At 75.7% G+C, this 16,361-nt stretch carries 14 protein-coding genes; 6 read left to right on the forward strand and 8 right to left on the reverse strand.

The genetic code is table 11. The annotated features are described in order from the left end of the window. Positions 1-7: 7 nt before the first annotated feature. From ACSNOD_RS00370 to ACSNOD_RS00395, 6 genes are all read right to left on the reverse strand, one after another. A complete protein-coding gene (locus ACSNOD_RS00370) occupies positions 8-763 on the reverse strand; it encodes a spherulation-specific family 4 protein (RefSeq protein ID WP_436764628.1) in 756 nt (251 codons plus the stop codon). Beyond that, positions 751-1,701 carry an NAD-dependent epimerase/dehydratase family protein gene (locus tag ACSNOD_RS00375; protein WP_436764629.1) on the reverse strand — a complete coding sequence of 317 codons (951 nt, stop codon included), beginning with the start codon at positions 1,699-1,701 and terminating at the stop codon, positions 751-753. Before ACSNOD_RS00375 ends, ACSNOD_RS00370 begins: the two co-directional genes overlap by 13 nt. A gap of 318 nt (positions 1,702-2,019) precedes the next feature. Continuing rightward, entirely contained in the window at positions 2,020-3,885 is a 1,866-nt protein-coding gene (locus tag ACSNOD_RS00380) for a hypothetical protein (protein WP_436764630.1), read from the reverse strand. A gap of 161 nt (positions 3,886-4,046) precedes the next feature. Beyond that, positions 4,047-6,098: a DUF3492 domain-containing protein gene (locus tag ACSNOD_RS00385; protein ID WP_436764631.1), complete on the reverse strand. Its 2,052-nt coding sequence runs from the start codon at positions 6,096-6,098 to the stop codon at positions 4,047-4,049. Between the two features lie 341 nt (positions 6,099-6,439). Further along, a complete protein-coding gene (locus ACSNOD_RS00390; RefSeq protein WP_436764632.1) occupies positions 6,440-8,281 on the reverse strand; it encodes a DUF3152 domain-containing protein in 1,842 nt (613 codons plus the stop codon). An 8-nt stretch (positions 8,282-8,289) separates the two neighbouring features. Beyond that, positions 8,290-9,288 carry an alpha/beta fold hydrolase gene (locus tag ACSNOD_RS00395; RefSeq protein WP_436764633.1) on the reverse strand — a complete coding sequence of 333 codons (999 nt, stop codon included), beginning with the start codon at positions 9,286-9,288 and terminating at the stop codon, positions 8,290-8,292. Positions 9,289-9,412: 124 nt separating this feature from the next. Here ACSNOD_RS00395 and ACSNOD_RS00400 point away from each other — a divergent pair, with 124 nt between their 5' ends. From ACSNOD_RS00400 to ACSNOD_RS00415, 4 genes are all read left to right on the forward strand, one after another. Then, positions 9,413-9,652: a hypothetical protein gene (locus ACSNOD_RS00400; protein WP_436764634.1), complete on the forward strand. Its 240-nt coding sequence runs from the start codon at positions 9,413-9,415 to the stop codon at positions 9,650-9,652. A 236-nt stretch (positions 9,653-9,888) separates the two neighbouring features. Next, entirely contained in the window at positions 9,889-10,530 is a 642-nt protein-coding gene (locus tag ACSNOD_RS00405) for a TetR/AcrR family transcriptional regulator (RefSeq protein ID WP_436764635.1), read from the forward strand. 198 nt (positions 10,531-10,728) lie between these two features. Continuing rightward, the gene (locus ACSNOD_RS00410) at positions 10,729-10,956 is read left to right on the forward strand and encodes a DUF3107 domain-containing protein (RefSeq protein ID WP_436764636.1); all 228 of its coding nucleotides are present in this window, start codon (positions 10,729-10,731) and stop codon (positions 10,954-10,956) included. 310 nt (positions 10,957-11,266) lie between these two features. Beyond that, complete coding sequence (locus ACSNOD_RS00415; RefSeq protein WP_436764637.1) at positions 11,267-11,551, forward strand: hypothetical protein; 285 nt, start codon at positions 11,267-11,269, stop codon at positions 11,549-11,551. On the opposite strand, the gene ACSNOD_RS00420 is transcribed toward ACSNOD_RS00415, so the two are convergent. Then, the gene (locus tag ACSNOD_RS00420; RefSeq protein WP_436764638.1) at positions 11,548-12,306 is read right to left on the reverse strand and encodes a ferritin-like fold-containing protein; all 759 of its coding nucleotides are present in this window, start codon (positions 12,304-12,306) and stop codon (positions 11,548-11,550) included. The genes ACSNOD_RS00415 and ACSNOD_RS00420 overlap by 4 nt on opposite strands. 494 nt (positions 12,307-12,800) lie before the next feature. Here ACSNOD_RS00420 and ACSNOD_RS00425 point away from each other — a divergent pair, with 494 nt between their 5' ends. Then, positions 12,801-14,393 (forward strand): DEAD/DEAH box helicase, encoded by a 1,593-nt coding sequence (locus ACSNOD_RS00425; protein ID WP_436764639.1) that lies wholly within the window; start codon positions 12,801-12,803, stop codon positions 14,391-14,393. A gap of 162 nt (positions 14,394-14,555) precedes the next feature. Continuing rightward, the gene (locus ACSNOD_RS00430) at positions 14,556-15,431 is read left to right on the forward strand and encodes an alpha/beta fold hydrolase (RefSeq protein WP_436764640.1); all 876 of its coding nucleotides are present in this window, start codon (positions 14,556-14,558) and stop codon (positions 15,429-15,431) included. A gap of 79 nt (positions 15,432-15,510) precedes the next feature. Here the strand turns inward: ACSNOD_RS00430 and ACSNOD_RS00435 are convergent, their stop codons facing one another. Beyond that, the gene (locus tag ACSNOD_RS00435) at positions 15,511-16,080 is read right to left on the reverse strand and encodes a carboxymuconolactone decarboxylase family protein (RefSeq protein WP_436764641.1); all 570 of its coding nucleotides are present in this window, start codon (positions 16,078-16,080) and stop codon (positions 15,511-15,513) included. Between the last annotated feature and the right edge of the window lie 281 nt (positions 16,081-16,361).

The following is a 16,361-nucleotide window of genomic DNA, read 5'->3' on the forward strand; positions in this document are numbered from 1 at the left end:
CGCTGTCTCATTCCGAGATACCCGGTCCGATGCGCGAGACGATGGTGTCCCAGTAGCCGGGCAGGGATTCCCAGGGGTCGGCGGCGCCGCCCCGGTCGGTGCGATCGGTGAAGTAGACGGTCCCGGCGCCCTGCCAGCGGGCGATCCTCAGCGCCTCTTCCAGATGGCCGCCGGGCACGCCGTGCACCAGATGGCAGAAGCGCTCCGGGGGATGGTCCGCCGTCCACTCCGCCGCCTGCGACCAGCGGTACTCCGGCCACGACCCGCGGAAGGTCACCAGCTGATCGGCGGCCTCCGCGTAGCCGGGGCAGGGGTGGCCGCGGTGCGCGAACACCAGATGGGCGCCGTCGGTGAGCGCGCGCAGTACGGCGGCGGTGCGACGGATCTCCGGCAGGCCCTCGGGGTCGGCCGGGCACCGGTCCAGGGAGAAGCCGTCGACCCGGTACCAGTCCAGGAAGCGCTGGGCGTCGCTGATCAACTCCCGGGAGGGCCGCTGCCCGAAGGCCGCGTCGAGATGGCCCAGCACCCGCACGCCCGCCGTGCGCAGCCGCGCCACCGCCGTCGCGCAGTGCGGGTCGGGGCGGCTGCCCGGCCCCTCGGAGACGTTGAGCACCACCCAGTGCAACGGCGTGCCGGGCCGGGTCACTTCGGCCCACTCCAGCGGGGCGACCAGGGGGTGGGCATAGCCGGGCACCCCGAAGCCGAGCCGGTGCGCCGGTGCCGTCGCCGCGCCCGCCGCACCGGTGGGGGTCAGATGCGACATGCCGCCTCCATCCAGATGTCGGCGAGCGACTCCTCCAGGGCGATCCTGGGCCGCCAGCCGAGCCGGTCGCGGGCGGTGCGCACGTCGGCCTGCTGCCAGACGCCGCAGCCGTCCGGGTACGGGTGGCTGGGCGGGCCGGCGAGGTGGTCGGCCGCGCCCATCCCGACGCCGGCCCGCGCCCCGTGGCCGTCCAGTTCGTGCAGGGTGCCGCCGAAGCCCGCCACCCGGGCGAGCACGGCCGCCGCGTCGCGCAGCCGTACGGCCCGGCCGGTGCCGATGTTCACCACGCCCTGCGCGGCCGACAGCGACGCCGCGTGGACGGCGCGGGCCACGTCCCGCACGTCGACGAAGTCGCGCTGGACGGCGAGCCCGCCGAGCTTGAGCTCGCTGTCCCCCGCCTGCATCGCGCGCCGCATGGCCTCGGCGAGCCGGCCCAGCGGCGAGCCGGCGGGGGTGCCGGGCCCCACGGGCGAGAACACCCGCAGGACGACGGCGTCCAGGTCGGAGCCGAGGACCAGTTCTGTGGCCGCCAGCTTGCTCACTCCGTACGGACCGCCGGGGCGGGGCACCGCGTCCTCCGCCGTGGACGAGCCGATCTGGGCGGGCCCGTACTCCGAGGAGCAACCCAGCTGCACCAGCCGCGCGCCACAGCTACTGCGGCGCAGCGACTCGCACACGGTCGCCACCGCCACGGTGTTGTGGCGGGTGAGCTCGCGCGCGCCGCCGCGCGTGGTGCCGGCGCAGTTGACGACGACACCGGGGTGCACGGCGTTGAGGAAGCGGGTCAGCGCGCCCGGACTGCCGGAGGCGAGGTCGAACCGGACGTCGGCGTCGTCACCGCGGCCGAGCGCGGTCAACTGGACCGCGGGATCGGCGAGAAGGCGGTCGGCGACATGCCTGCCGAGATAGCCGTTCGCGCCGAGCAGCAGCACCCTCATCGCGCGTCCTCCCGGAATGGTTCGCGGTCGGCGGCGCGCCGGGGATCGCGGTGCCGGTCCCGGCCGCCGGTCCCGGCGCGGCCGCCCGGCACCGCCGGGGGACGGGGGTGGGCCGGATCGGAGGCGGTGCGTGAGGTCATCTCTGGTGCTCCTTGGGGATGTCGCGGGCGGCCGGCCGGGGCCCGGGACGCGTGCCGCGCCACGGGCGCCGGTACGGGCGTCGGTGTGCCGGGGGACGGATGAGGGGCGGCGGGAGGCCACGGGGGCCGCGGAGGGCCGCGATCGGCCCGGGAGCGGTCCACCGGGCCGGCGCGGGTATCACGAGGCGCCCGCGCCGGGCGCGAGGGCGAAACCGGAGGGCCCGGAAGCGGAAGGCCCGGAAGCGGAAGGCCCGGAAGCGGAAGGGCACGGACCGGAGAGACCCGAACCGGGGAGACCGGAATCGGAGGGGCCGGAACCGGAGGCGCCGGAACCTTGGAAACCCCAGCCGGCGGGACCGGGGCCGGAGGGGCCGGCGGCGGCCGCCCGCACGGCTCCGGCGCAGTGGGCCGAGGCACGGGACAGCGCGATGGTGGCGTAGGCGAGCAGCACCAGCGCCGCGGTGCCGCAGGCCACCAGGGACACCACGCTCGGTCCGTATGCCGAGACGGCCGTCTCGACGGGCCGGGCGAGGGGCTCGAAGCCGGGCAACCGGGCGGCCAGGGCCGAGCCGAGCGCCGCCGCCTCCACCGCACACGCGGCGGCCGTGCCGATGGCGGCCGCGTCGGCGCGGCCGTGCACGGCCAGCAGCCGGGCCAGGAAGAGCAGCGCGCCGAGCGTGACCGCCGAGACGAGGGGCGCGGCGTCGTACGGGCCGGCGCCGAGGGCGAGCCGGGCGCCGATCAGCAGGACGAGCAGCGCGCACAGGAACAGCCCCAGGGCGCTGTTGAGCAACGGCCGGACGGCGGCGGCGAACTCGTCCGGCCCGCGGCTGGCCACCAGGCGCCGCCACGCCCGTACGGAGAACCAGCGCGCGCACCAGGCCGCCGGGGCGACGGCGAAGGCGAGTCCCACGGCGACGGCGGCCGGGGGGCCGGGCACGGGCTCCCGCGCGGCGCCGGGGGCGCCCTCCGGATCGGCCGCGGGGAACAGCACCTCGGCGAGGAGCGCGTCCCCCGACAGCAAAAAGCCCAGCAGCCAGCAGGTCCACACGAGGTCGGCGCCCGCCCTGGGGTGGCCCCGGGTGCTGAGCGGGCTGCGGCGCAGACAGAGCCGGCCCGCCGCGCCCACGGCCAGCACTCCGGCCATGCCGGCGGCCAGCCGTACGGTGGGGTCGGCCGTGGCCAGCCGACCGCCGACGGCCACGGCCGCGAGACAGACCGCGCCCGGGGCGAGATGGAGCACGTCGTACCCGGCGCGGGCCACGCGCCCCGGACCGGGCCGTACGCACGAGGCCCGGCCGGCCGGTGGCCCGCCCCCGGCCGACGCCCCCTCGGCAGCCTGGGGAGGACGGTCATCGGCTGACGCGGGACTGTCGTCGGGTGGCGGAGGGCCGCCATCGGGTGCCGGCGGACGGGCGGCGGCCACCGGCCCCTGGCCATCGGCGGGCACCGTACGGTCGGAGGCCGCCAGTACTGTTCCGGGTGGCTCCTCCTCGCGCGGGCTCCTCGCATAGAGCTCCTCGGCGAGCGAGAACACATCGCGATGGCGGAAGCGGGCGGCCGTACGGTCGGTGAGCCCGTGCGCCTCCAGCCCGGCGGCGATCTCCAGGGGGTCGACCGCCCGTGCGCACAACCGCCGGTGCCGGCGCATGAGGGCGCGTACGGGGTCGGCGGTCGCCGCTGCCTCCGGGGACGGGCCCTCCGTGGCGGGGGCCTCCGAGGCGGGGGCCTCCGAGGCGGGGCTCTCCGTGGCAGGGACCCCCGGGGTGGGGTCCTTCGATGACGGGCCGCTGGACGCGACACACGCGACCGGTGCGGCCGACTCGGCGGGGCCGCTCGGATCGCCGGCGCCGGTCTCCTGGCCGGAGTCGCCCCTCGGCGGGCCGGGCTCCCCCGGCGCCGCCTCCGCGTCCCGGCCGCCGTCGGCGTCCTGACACGTGGCGTCCGTACTGCTCGACCCTTCGCAGGGTGCGCCCTTGGACGGAACACCCTTCGACAGAACGGTCGCACCCTCTGCCGGCGTCGCACCCTCTGCCGAGTCCACGGCGGCTCCCGGGGCCGCCGCGCCGCACTCGGGCGTGGCGGGCGGTGCGTCGGCCGTGTCCGGTGGCGCGTCCGGTGGTGCGCAGTCCCGCGGCGAGGCGCTCCCCGCGGACCCCTTGGAGGCGGAGCAGGCGGCGGCGCGCCGGGCCGCGCCCCGGGGCCTCATGCCTCCCCCCGGTGCGCGCGCGGGCCGACGGCGACGGCGGGGCGTGCGGCCCTGGCGGCCGGTGTCACCCAGCTCGGCAGAACGGCGGACCAGCGGCACGGGGCAGGGGCCGCCACGGGCACCTGGGACTCCGGGGGCCGAGCGAAGGGGCGGGTTTCCTCCCCGTCGGCGCCGGGCGCTTCGGGCCGGGCCGGGGCGAGGGCCCGCAATTCGCCGTAGATGCCACGAAATGCCGCGATGTTCTGCTCGACGGTGAAGAGTTCGAGCGCACGGGCACGGGCCGCCTCGCCGAGACGGGCGCGGCGCTCGGGGTCGCGCAGCAGTGCCACGGCCGCGTCGGCCAGCGCCTTCGGATTGCGGGGCGGCACCACCAGTCCTGTGCCGCCGATCACCTCGCAGACAGCGCCGACGTCCGTCGACACCGTGGCGCGGGCACAGAACATCGCCTCCACCAGATTGACCGGGAACCCCTCGACCACGCTGGAGAGCAGCACCACGGAGGCGTCGGCGTAGGCGTCCGCGGCCTCGGGGACATCGGGGCAGCCGAGATCCTCGAAGGTGACCGGGCACAGCGCCGCGGCGCCCTCCGGTGCGCTGTCGTCGGCGAACAGCCGGGCGGCGAGCGCACGGCAGTGCTCGGCGTACGCGGGGGCCTCCGCGCCGCGCCCCTCGGTGCCGATGATCCGCAGCCGGGCCCCGGGCTCGGCCCGGCGGATCTCCACGAACGCGTGGAGCAGCGCGATGAGGTCCTTGGCGGGCTCGATGCGGCCCACCCACACCAGCGTGTGGTCGCCCCTTCCGCATGCCCCTTCCCGGCGACCGGACGCGGCGCTGCCGTCGAGGTCGTCACGGCCGTCCGTACGGCCGTCCGTACGGTCGCCCGACACGAGCGCCCCGGCGTCGGCGCCCTCGCCGCCGTCGACCGCTCCCTCCGCCGGGGCGGAACCGGTGACGGCCTCGGAGGCACCCCCGGCCGCCGCCGCGTCACCGGAGCCAACCGAACCGCCCGTACCGTCCGAAGCGCCCGAGCCGACCGAGGCGGCCGAGGAGACGGAGGCGGCCGCGCCGCCCAGCGCGGTGAACCGCTCGGCGTCCATCCCCGGGTACACCGTCCGCAGCCGCGCGCGGTCCGCGCCGCACCGCTCCTGCCAGCGGCGCGCATGGGTGTTGCCGGGGGTGATGAGCGCGGCCTCGGCGTAGATCTCCGCGGCCAGCCGGCGCTGGAACGCGGCCAACAGGGCCCGTACGGGCAGCGAGTACGGGGCGCCGGCCCAGGACAGATAGTGCTCCCGGAGCCGCACTCCGTACTCCGTCACCAGCAGCGGCACCCCGAAGAAGCGTTTGGCCAGGAGACCGGGCAGAGCGGCGGCACCGCCGGACGCGGCATGGCACAGCTCGACCCCGCCGAGCCCCTGGTCGCCGTCGCCGTACCAGTCGAGCGAGAGGGGGCGCAGCGAGCGCTCCAGGTGTTCGGCGATCACAAGCAGATCGGGGAGGCGCGCGCCATGGGCCCCGCGGAGCGCGCCGGGGGCGCGGCAGGCGGCCTCCAGAACGCGTACGGCCGTCTCGGAGAGAAGGGCGCCGGCCAGGCCCCCGTGTTCCCGGGCCAGCTCGGCGAGACCGTACAGACCTGCGGCGAAACGGTCCGCCTCGGCCGCGCTCGACCGTACTGCGGCGGGCCCGTCGGCCGGGGGCCGGTCGAGCGCGGGGGCCGCGGGCCCGGCCGGGGCGCCGGGGGCCGCCGCGCACAGCGCACCCACGAGGTCCCCGAAGTGCTCCAGGAACCGGCGCCGCTCACGCCGCCCCCAGGCCCCGCCCGCGCGGGTCGAACGAATCTCCTCCGGCGGGCCCCAGAGCGGGGCGGTGCGCACGCGCTGCACATGGCGCGGCAGCGGGACCCAGCCCGCCATCTCCTGGCGCTCGCTGCGGCTCAGGGCGTAGACCTCGAACTCGTGGTCGGCGAGGCCGCGCACCAGCCGGTCGCACCAGAGTCTCGCCTCGCCGGTCGTGTAGGGATATCCGCCCTCCGTCAGCAAACCAACGCGCACGAACGCACCCCCGATCTCCCGAACACTCGCCGCCGAAAGGCAGCGGGATGACGGTATGCGGGCATGCGGACGGCGCGACGGACGGTTGTCCATCGCACCACCGGAAGGGGTGAACGCCCGTGACTTTCGCGTCGCGCGGGCGTTGTGGCCCGCTACGCGTCACGGGGCGCGAGAGCCGAGGTCACCGGCGCGCCGGGGGCACCCGGCGACCCGGACGACGGCCCGGACGGGAGCCCGAACGCGGCCCGGACGGGAGCCCGAACGCGGCCCGGGCAGGAGCCCGAACGGGAGTCCGCGCAAGGGGCCAGGACGGGGAGTCCGGGCGGGGGCGGCACGGGCCGTCAGCCCCGGGGGTGCACCCAGGGGTTGGGCCGGCAGGTCTTGCCGGCGACGGTCAGGAACTTGGTCTGCTGCTGCATGATCGGCGCGAGGGCACCGTCCCGGCCGCAGGACTCGTGGTTGTGCCCGAGCCGGTGTCCGACCTCGTGGTTGATCAGCATCTGCCGATAGGCGTGCATGTCGTCGCCGTAGGTCTCGGCGCCCTGGGCCCAGCGATAAGCGTTGATCATGACGCGCTCGGTCATCGCGGAGTCGCAGGAGACGTTGTCGACGGAGGTGTCGAGGTTCGACTTGGCGCACCAGACGGCGGTGGTGCCCGGGCTGGCCAGGGTGATCACCCATTTGGCCCGGCCGTCGGACACGCGCTCGAAGGTGCGGGTGCCGCCGTGGCCCCAGCTGCGGTCGTCGTTGAGCGTGCGGTGCACGGCCTGGGCGAACAGATCGGGGTCGAGGCCGAGGCCCTCTTCCACGTCCACGCGGTACCGCACGACCGTGCCCTTGCCGGGCGCCGCGTCGCCCCCGGGGACCGTGACGAAGGTGCCGGGCCCCTTGAAGTCGGCGTCGAGGGGGAAGCGGGCCGCCATCTTCTCGTCGTAGCCGCGGGTGTCGGCGGCCTGGTCCACGGGGGGCGTGGGGCGGGTGTTGGAGCGGGAGGCCGCGTCCTTGTCGGGGCGCGCGCTCTCCCCCGAGGTACGGGCGGGGCCGGGCTGGGACTTGTCGGCCTCGGCGACCTGGCCGGAGACGATCACGGCCAGCACGGTGGTGACGGCCGCGGCGGCGACGCCGGTGATCGTGCGGCCCTTGCCGCCCCTGGCGGTCCGGGCGGGCCGCCCCGCCGGGGCGTCACCGCCGGCCGGGGCGGTGGTGAACGCGTCGTCGCGCGGGTCCTCGTGGCGGGGGCCGCCACCGTGCCCGTCGTGGCGCGGGCCGCCGTCGGCGTCGAAGGCATCGGTTCCGCCCGGCCGGCCGGGCGCCGAAGGGGTGGGAGGCGCCGTACGGCCCTCGGGGCCGAAGGAACCGGGTCCTCGCGCGAAGGCACCGCCGTCGAACGCGTCGACGTACTCCTGGCGCGGCCGGGGCACCGTGCCGCGCGTGGTGGGTCCGGAGAATCCCGGCGCCGCGGACGCGCCGAAGGCGCCGGTGGTGTCGGCGGGGCCAGGGGTGTCGGCGGGGCCGCCGGCCGGCGCGCCACGGAACGGGCCCCCCGGGGTGCCGGTGCCGGTGCCGTCCTGTTCGCGCCAGGCGCCGCCGAACTCGTACTGCTCGGGGTGCCCGCCTCGGACAGGGGCGGCGTGCGGCACGCCGTACTGCGCGAGGCCGTCGGCCGGTGCGGCAGTACGGCCGCCGTGGGCCGTACGGTCCGCGGCCTCGCGGCGGCGGGCGGAGCGCCGCGGGGCCGGGCCCTCCGGCCCCGCGGGAAAGCCGGTGGCCGGCGCCTGTCCCGCGGGGACGTCACGTGCCGGGGCCTGCCCCGTACGGACGTCATGTGCCGAGACCGGCCCCGTACGGAACTCCGTGGCCGGGGTCGATGCCGTACGGAAGTCGGTGCCCGAGACCGATCCCGTACGGAAGTCCGTGGCCGGGTCCGATCCCGTACGGACGTCGGGCGACGGGGCCCGCCCCGCGGCCTCGGGTGCCGGGAACGCGGCGGTCGAGGCGCCCGGGGCGGTCGCGGTGGGCGCGGCACCGCCGCGGCGACGGCGGCCGGTGCCGGGCCGCGGGTCCGGCGTCTGCGGCGCGGCACCCGCACCGGGTGTCCGCGGCCCCGCACCCGCACCGGGTATCGGAACCTCCGTCGTGTCGCCGGCGGCGACCGTACGGCCCTGACGGCTATGGCGTCCCACGCGTCGACTCAGCTCCTGCTCGCATCGGGGGCCGCGGACCCGCTGCCCGTCGCCGGCTCGGTGGTCCGCAGCAGCTCGCGGAAGGCACGGGCCACGGCTTCGGGGTACTCCATCATCGCGACGTGCCCCGCCTCCGGGAGCGTCAGCAGCCGGGAGTCGCGGAAGGCCCTGGCCGCGCGGGTGGCGACCCGGAAGGAGACCAGCTTGTCCCGGCCTCCGTACACCAGGAGCGTCGGGGCCAGCACCCGCTCCGCCTGGCGCCACAGGGAGTGCTGGCCGCCGAGCGTGTAGGCGTCGACGACGCCCCGCGCGGAGCGGGTCATCACGTCCCAGAAGTAGGGCAGGGCCAGCCGCCGGGCGTACTCCTCGACGGCCACCTCGAACCCGCGGGGGTCGACCAGGGAGGGGTCGCCGTAGCAGAGGGCGGCGAGTTCCCGGGTGCGCCGCTCCGGGGTCCAGTCACGGGTGAGACGCGCGTAGAGGCGCGCCGCGCCGGGCACCGCCAGCAGTCCTGTGGGCACCGCGCTGCGCTGCGGGAAGAGCTCGGGCAGGGCGGGCGAGACGAGGGTGAGGGTCCGTACGAGGTCGGGCCGGACGGCAGCCACACGGGTGACGACGGCGCCGCCCAGGGAGTTGCCGAACAGATGCACCGGGCCGCGGCCCCTCGCGTCGAGCAGCCGGATGACCGCGCGGGCGTGCCCGGTGATCGACAGGTCGCCGTCGTCCGGCGGCGGCGAGTCGCCGAAGCCGGGCAGATCGACCGCTTCGCCGTCGACCGTGGCCTCCAGCCGCTCCATGAGCGGGGTCCAGTTCAGGGAGGAGCCGCCCAGGCCGTGCACGTAGAGCGCGGGCGGCAGCCCGGGGCCCGCCGGCGGACGGCAGCGCAGGTTCAGCGTCACCCCGGGGAGCGTGACGGTCCGCAGCCGCTCCCCCTCCGCGACCCGCACACCCGGTGTGGGGGTTACCGCCTGGGCGATCCGGGTACCCGGCAGCTCGGTCGAAGACATGCGGCAATGTTACGAGACGATCACGCGGGCGTTCATGTGTTCGCCGTCACAGATCGCGTAGCGTTGACGGATCAGCGCTCCTAGGCTCGTGTAGAGGGCGCTCGCCCTGGAAAGGGGAGCCAGCATGTCGATTCCAGCCGATCCGACCGAGCCCGAGACCTTCGAGGCCGAAGCCGACCTCGTCGACGCCGGTGTCACCGACGTCGACATCGAGGCGCCCGAGGGGGACATCGCCGAGCAGCATCTCGATGTGGACCCGGAGGAGGAGAACGTCCCGCCCGTGGAACCGCCGCTGGAGGCGGACCCCGCGGACGCCGTGGAGCAGACCCGGGTGGTACCCCTGAGCGAGGACGACTATCGCTGACCGGGCCGGGCCCCCGGCCGTGCCGATCGTCGGCCCAGCCGTGGCCCTGACCGTCCGGCGGTGATCCGGCCGTGGCCACCGGCCGATCCGGCCGGGCCGGAACTCCCCCTTTGTCGGCACCGCACAGCGTCCGGCCCGTGAAATTCTCCCTTCGCACCGCGCGCACCCGGGTTACCGAAAAGTACGATGGCGGGCGCGGCGCACGCCGCGCAGGAAACGACCCACTGGGAGGCGGCGTGACAGCCATCGAGCAGACAGAGGCGCGCCCGCGAGGCACGCGCCTGCCGCGCCGAGCCCGACGACATCAGCTGCTGGGCGCCGCCCAGGAGGTCTTCGTCGCACAGGGCTACCACTCCGCGGCCATGGACGACATCGCCGAGCGGGCCGGGGTCAGCAAGCCGGTGCTCTACCAGCACTTCCCCGGCAAGCTGGACCTGTATCTGGCGCTGCTCGACCAGCACTGCGAGTCGCTGCTCCAGGCGGTCCGCGCGGCCATCGCGTCCACCAGCGACAACAAGCAGCGGGTCGCCGCCACCATGGACGCCTACTTCGCCTACGTCGGCGACGAGGGCGGCGCCTTCCGCCTGGTGTTCGAATCGGACCTCACCAATGAGCCCGCGGTCCGCGAGCGGGTGGACAAGGTGAGCCTGGACTGCGCGAAGGCGGTCAGCGAGGTCATCGCCGAGGACACCGACCTGCCCTCGGACGAGTCCATGCTGCTGGCGGTGGGGCTGTGCGGGATGGCGCAGATCACGGCGCGCTACTGGCTGGGCTCCGGCCAGACGCTGCCCCGCGACGCCGCGGCCCGGCTGGTGTCCTCCCTCTCCTGGCGCGGCATCGCGGGCTTCCCGATGCACGGCGCGAACCAGGCGCACTGACCCTCCGCCCCTCCTCCGCCCTCCCTCCGCCGGGGCCTCCGCCGGGGCCGCCGGCACGGTCCCCGACACGGGCCGGGGCGGCGTGTTCGCTGCTGGCGTGCACGGTCGGCCCATGAGATGTCCCCGTACCGGGCTAATGTGTGCTGCGTACGGCGCGGCTGACCGCGCACCCCAACTGACCGTCGGAGGGACGAAGCCGTGGAGGTCAAGATCGGCGTGCAGCACGCGCCCCGCGAGATCACCCTGGAGAGCGGGCTGTCTGCCGAGGAGGTCGAGCGCGCGGTTGCCGAGGCGCTGGCCGGCAAGGCGCAGTTGCTCAGCCTGGTGGACGACCACGGCCGCAAGGTCCTGGTCCCGGCCGACCGGCTGGCCTATGTGGAGATCGGCGAGCCGACCGTCCGCAGGGTCGGCTTCGGAGCGATGTAACACCCCGCGAGGCGAGTACCGCAGCACCAGCGGTCCGGCGGCCCGGCGGTTCCCCCGAGGGAACGGCCGGGCCGTCGCCGTATCCGAGAGCCGGGCCCCGTCGCCGTACGCGGGCCCCGTCGCCGTACGCGGGCCGCTGGCGTACGCGGGCCGTCGCCGTATCCGGGAGCCGGTCCCGAGGGGCTCAGGACCTGCTGGGACGTCCCTCCCGCGGCCCATCGCCCATGATTGCGACGCGCGGACCCGGGGTAAGACCGGCAGCAACCGACGTGTGACCGCCTGTCGGCTGCGGCTCGGGAGGGAGAACAACATGGTCCTGGAAGCGCTCGGCTCCGTGATCATCGGCCTCGCGATCACCTACGGCGCCAGGCGCTGGCTGCCCGATCGGCTTCCCGCGCGCCCTCTGGTGTTGGCCACCGGCCCCGTGAGCGGGCTGTTCGGGGGCCTGCTGACGCACAGCGCGGTCGGGCCCGGCCACGCCCTGGGCACGCTCTTCGGGGCGCTCGCCGTCGGGGTGACCCTGATGTCCCTGCTGATCCGGCCCACCGGCGGTGTCCGGGCCCCGCACCGCGCGGCCCGGACGGCCGCGGGCTAGGCGGCGAGGCCCAGCGCGGCCATCCGCTTGGTGTGCGCCTCGGTGATCCGCGAGAACATCCGGCCGACCTCCGCCAGGTCGAAGCCGTCCGCGACCCCGCCCACCAGCATCGTGGACAGCGCGTCACGGTCCGCCACGACCCGCTGGGCCTGGCTGAGCGCCTCGCCCATCAGCCGCCGCGCCCACAGCGCCAGCCGGCCGCCGACCCGGGGCTCGGCCTCGATCGCGGCCCGCACCTTCTCCACCGCGAAGGAGGCGTGGCCGGTGTCGTCGAGCACCTGGAGGACCAGGTCACGGGTGTCGGAGTCGAGCCGGACGGCCACCTCGCGGTAGAAGTCGGAGGCGATCGAGTCGCCGACGTAGGCCTTGACCAGGCCCTCCAGCCAGTCCGAGGGCGCGGTCTGGCGGTGGAACTCGTCGAGCGCGGCGGCGAACGGGGCCATCGCCTCGGTCGGCGGGGCGTCGATGGCCGTGAGCCGGTCCCGGAGCCGCTCGAAGTGGTGGAACTCCGCCGAGGCCATCTTGGCGAGCTCCGCCTTGTCCTCGAGCGTCGGCGCCAGCTTGGCGTCCTCGGCGAGCCGTTCGAAGGCCGCCAGCTCGCCGTAGGCCAGCGCGCCCAGCAGGTCCACCACGGCGGCCCGGTACTGCGGGTCGGCGGATGCCTGGGCCCAGTCCTGGGCGGCGATCCCGGTGAGCGCTTCCGTGGTGTCGTCGGCGGCGGTCGCGGTCGCGTTGATGTCGTCAGGCGTCTCCATGAAGCGCACAATAGCCCGCTCCGTCGCTCAAGGAAGGCCCTGGTCAGCCACACACTTCCGACGTGCCGACCCGATCGACCCAACACACATGCACGATTCCGGGGTACAGTGGTATGGCACCCGCCGAGTATTCGGTGGGTGATCGCATACTGTGTCTTCTGGGGACGCCCCCCAGACCGCAGCGGATGCCCGGTCGGTGGCCCGATCGGCTCCGACCGACAGCCCTCCCGAGGCGCGTACGGGACTGTACGCGCCCCCGTGCGAGGGGCCCGCTCGCGGCACGAGTGGAAACGCGCGAGAGCCAGTGGTCCTGCGCCATACGGCCATCCACGGCCGAATGAATCCCGGCGCGGTACGACCCTCCTCGCCCCCTCGAGCCGCGTCTCACAGAAGAGGCAAGCACCCTGACTACGTTCCGAGACCTCGGGATTCTCCCCGAGACCGCCGAGGCCCTCGAGGCCGTCGGCATCACGACCCCCTTCCCCATCCAGGAGATGACGCTCCCCGTCGCGCTCTCCGGCAGCGATGTCATCGGCCAGGCGAAGACCGGAACCGGCAAGACGCTCGGTTTCGGCCTTCCGCTGCTGGAGCGCGTCGTCGTTCCGGCGGACGTCGAGGCCGGCCGGGCCCGGCCGGAGGACCTCGTCGAGTCGCCCCAGGCGCTCGTGGTCGTCCCCACCCGCGAGCTGTGCCAGCAGGTCACCAACGACCTGCTGACCGCCGGCAAGGTCCGTAACATCCGCGTGCTGGCGATTTACGGCGGCCGGGCGTACGAGCCGCAGGTCGAGGCGCTCAAGAAGGGCGTCGACGTGATCGTCGGCACCCCCGGGCGGCTGCTGGACCTCGCCGGCCAGAAGAAGCTGGACCTCTCGGCCGTCAAGGCCCTCGTCCTGGACGAGGCCGACGAGATGCTCGACCTGGGCTTCCTCCCCGACGTCGAGAAGATCATCCAGCTGCTGCCGGCCAAGCGCCAGACCATGCTGTTCTCGGCCACCATGCCGGGCCAGGTCATCTCGCTCGCGCGGCGCTACATGTCGCAGCCCACGCACATCCGCGCCACCGCGCCGGACGACGAGGGCGCGACGGTCGCCAACATCACCCAGCACATCTTCCGGGCGCACTCCCTGGACAAGCCGGAGCTCGTGGCCCGGGTGCTCCAGGCGGAGACCCGCGGCCTGGCGATGATCTTCTGCCGGACCAAGCGGACCGCGGCGGACGTCGCGGACCAGCTCAGCCGGCGCGGCTTCGCGGCCGGCGCCGTCCACGGCGACCTCGGCCAGGGCGCGCGCGAGCAGGCCCTGCGGGCCTTCCGCAACGGCAAGGTCGACGTCCTCGTCTGCACGGATGTCGCCGCGCGCGGCATCGACGTCGACGGCGTGACGCACGTGATCAACTACCAGACGCCCGAGGACGAGAAGACCTATCTGCACCGCATCGGCCGTACGGGCCGCGCGGGCCGGTCGGGCACCGCGATCACCCTGGTCGACTGGGACGACATCCCGCGCTGGCAGCTGATCAACAAGGCGCTGGACCTGCCGTTCAACGAGCCGGAGGAGACGTACTCCACCTCCGGACACCTGTACGAGCTGCTGGGCATCCCCGAGGGCACGACCGGCGTGCTGCCGCGTGCCGAGCGGACCCGCGCCGGTCTCGCCGCCGAGGAGCTCGAGGACCTCGGTGAGCCGGGTGGCCGCGGCCGCCGCGGCCCGCGTGCCGCTGCCGCCGCCGTCGTCGTGGAGGAGGAGCGGCCCCGCAGCGCGCGGGCGCCGCGCCAGCGCCGCCGCATGCGCGGTGGCGTGCCGATCGAGGGCGCGCCCGCGGAGGGCGCGGCCACCGACGCCCCGGCGGACGCCCCGGCCCCCGCGGCCGAGGGCGAGACGGCGGAGCGCAAGCAGCCGCGGCGCCGGCGCCGTACGCGCGCGGGCGCGACGGGTGCGACGAGCGCCACCGAGACGGCCGCCTCGGGCGCGTCGGTCGCGGTGGAGGCCCCGGCCGAGACCGCGGACGCGGGCGAGGCGAAGCCGGTGCGCAGGCGGCGGCGGACGCGTGCGTCGGCCGCGGCCGAGCCGCAGGCGTCCGAGGGCTGATCGAGCCCTCCCCCGCACGACCCGGGTCCCCCAGGACCTGACCTCAGGGCCCATCCGCTCGCCGGATGGGCCCTGAGCCATGCCGGGGGCCGGCGCGGGCGCGATCGGCGAGGTGGGGGCCGCCCGTCGGGGTGGGGGTCGGGCAGCGCTAGCCTCGGCGCCATGAGCAGGCCACCCACGCTGACCTTGCCCGACTGTGCCCGGGCACACCGTCTGACCACCGCGCGCGGCGAGTTCGCCGTGCACGAGTCCGTGCCGCCGCCCGGCGTCGCGGTGCGGGGGACGGCGCTGCTCCTGCCGGGCTTCTCCGGCAGCAAGGAGGACTTCATCGCGCTGCTGGAGCCGCTCGCGCACGCCGGCTTCCGTACGGTCGCGGTCGACGGCCGGGGCCAGCACGAGTCGCCCGGTCCACGGGACGAGAACGCCTACCGGCAGGAGGAACTGGCGCGTGACGTCCTCGCGCAGGCGGCCGCCGTACGGACCGACCCCGCCGAACCCCTGCATCTGCTCGGCCATTCGCTGGGCGCGCTGATCGCGCGGGCCGCCGTACTGCTGGACGGAACGCCGTTCCGGTCGCTGACCATCATGAGTTCGGGCCCCGCCGCCGTCGCGGAGCTCCAGCAGTCCCGGCTGCGGATGCTCACCGACGCGCTGACGACGATGGGCATGGAGGACATCTGGCGGGCCATGCGGTTGCTCGACCCACCGGAGGCCGCCGACGACGCCACGCCGGCGGCCCTCCAGGAGTTCCTGCACCGCCGCTGGATGGGCACGGTCCCCGAGCAGTTGCTCGCCACCGCGCACCAGTTGACGCACGAGCCGGACCGGGTGGCGGAGCTGGCGGCGACCGCGCTGCCCAAGCATGTGCTGTCGGGGGCCGCCGACTACGCGTGGCCGGTGGCGCTGATGGACGCGATGGCCGAGCGGCTGGGCGCGCACCGTACGGTCGTCGAGGGCGCCGAGCACTCTCCCAACGCCGAGCGGCCCGAGGTGACGGCCGCGGCACTGGTCCGCTTCTGGGAGACCGTCACCCCCTGAGCCGCCCCGCGACGGGGTGGCGCCCCCGCGTGCGGGGCGAACGCGCCGGCGGTGGCGGTGCGGCCGCCGGCACGCGACGTCACCCCGTCGCCCCCGGCGGGGTCGCCCCCCGCGGGGCCGAGCCGCCCGCGAGGGTGACGAAGTGCTCGCCCGAGGGGTCGAGGTCGACGTCGAGGGCGTTCATGACCCCCGCCACCATGACGTAGTAGCCGACCAGGAGGGTGAGTTCGACGATCTCCCGTTCGCCGTAGTGGCGGCGCAGCGAGGCGACGGTGCCCGCGCGCAGGGTGCGGGAGGCGAGCAGTTCCGCGGTCGCCGTGAGGGCAGCCGCCTCGCTCTCGTCGAACAGTCCCGCGGCGGGCCGCTGTTCGGCGATCGCCGTGAGCTGCGCCGGGGTGACGCCGACCGCCGCGGCCATCGGGGCGTGCTGGGCGGCCTGATAGGCGCAGCCGGAGCGGGCGGCCACGGTCATGATGACCATCTCCCGCGTTCTGGGGCTGAGCGAGGTGGTACCGAGCAGGGCCAGGGCGAGGTCGATGGCGGGCCCGGTCAGGGCGGGGGCGTGGGACAGCATCCGGAAGATGTTCAGCGGCGCGGGGAGCCGCGTCAGCGCGTCGGACGGCGTTTCCGGATACGGGATACGGGCCATCGAGGGGCCACCTCTCGGGGGGTGCTGCGGGCCACCGGCGACAGCGGTGGACCGATCGGTGCGGACGGGCGCGCTCCGGTGCCGGCGGCCGATCGCCGGCGGCACCCGCCGACCGGACCGCGCGGACCGTGAAGAAACGCCTTTCCCGAGGTCATCCCCGGGGCGAGGGCGGCCGACACCGGGCGCGGTGGTGCGGAGCCCGTACCCGGCGCCGAGGTGATACGAGGGCGCTCGCGGGCCCCGGGGCGCGGCCCCCCCCCACCCCCCCCGCCCCCCCCCCC

The sequence above is a fragment of the Streptomyces sp. URMC 123 genome (assembly GCF_051386515.1).
GTDB lineage: Bacteria > Actinomycetota > Actinomycetes > Streptomycetales > Streptomycetaceae > Streptomyces.

Bases quoted from the DNA above. Each gene is read 5' to 3' on its own strand.
- ACSNOD_RS00370 (WP_436764628.1), bottom strand. From the start codon at position 763: ATGTCGCATCTGACCCCCACCGGTGCGGCGGGCGCGGCGACGGCACCG.
- ACSNOD_RS00375 (WP_436764629.1), bottom strand. From the start codon at position 1,701: ATGAGGGTGCTGCTGCTCGGCGCGAACGGCTATCTCGGCAGGCATGTC.
- ACSNOD_RS00395 (WP_436764633.1), bottom strand. From the start codon at position 9,288: ATGTCTTCGACCGAGCTGCCGGGTACCCGGATCGCCCAGGCGGTAACC.
- ACSNOD_RS00400 (WP_436764634.1), top strand. From the start codon at position 9,413: ATGTCGATTCCAGCCGATCCGACCGAGCCCGAGACCTTCGAGGCCGAA.
- ACSNOD_RS00415 (WP_436764637.1), top strand. From the start codon at position 11,267: ATGGTCCTGGAAGCGCTCGGCTCCGTGATCATCGGCCTCGCGATCACC.
- ACSNOD_RS00420 (WP_436764638.1), bottom strand. From the start codon at position 12,306: ATGGAGACGCCTGACGACATCAACGCGACCGCGACCGCCGCCGACGAC.
- ACSNOD_RS00425 (WP_436764639.1), top strand. From the start codon at position 12,801: ATGACGCTCCCCGTCGCGCTCTCCGGCAGCGATGTCATCGGCCAGGCG.
- ACSNOD_RS00430 (WP_436764640.1), top strand. From the start codon at position 14,556: ATGAGCAGGCCACCCACGCTGACCTTGCCCGACTGTGCCCGGGCACAC.
- ACSNOD_RS00435 (WP_436764641.1), bottom strand. From the start codon at position 16,080: ATGGCCCGTATCCCGTATCCGGAAACGCCGTCCGACGCGCTGACGCGG.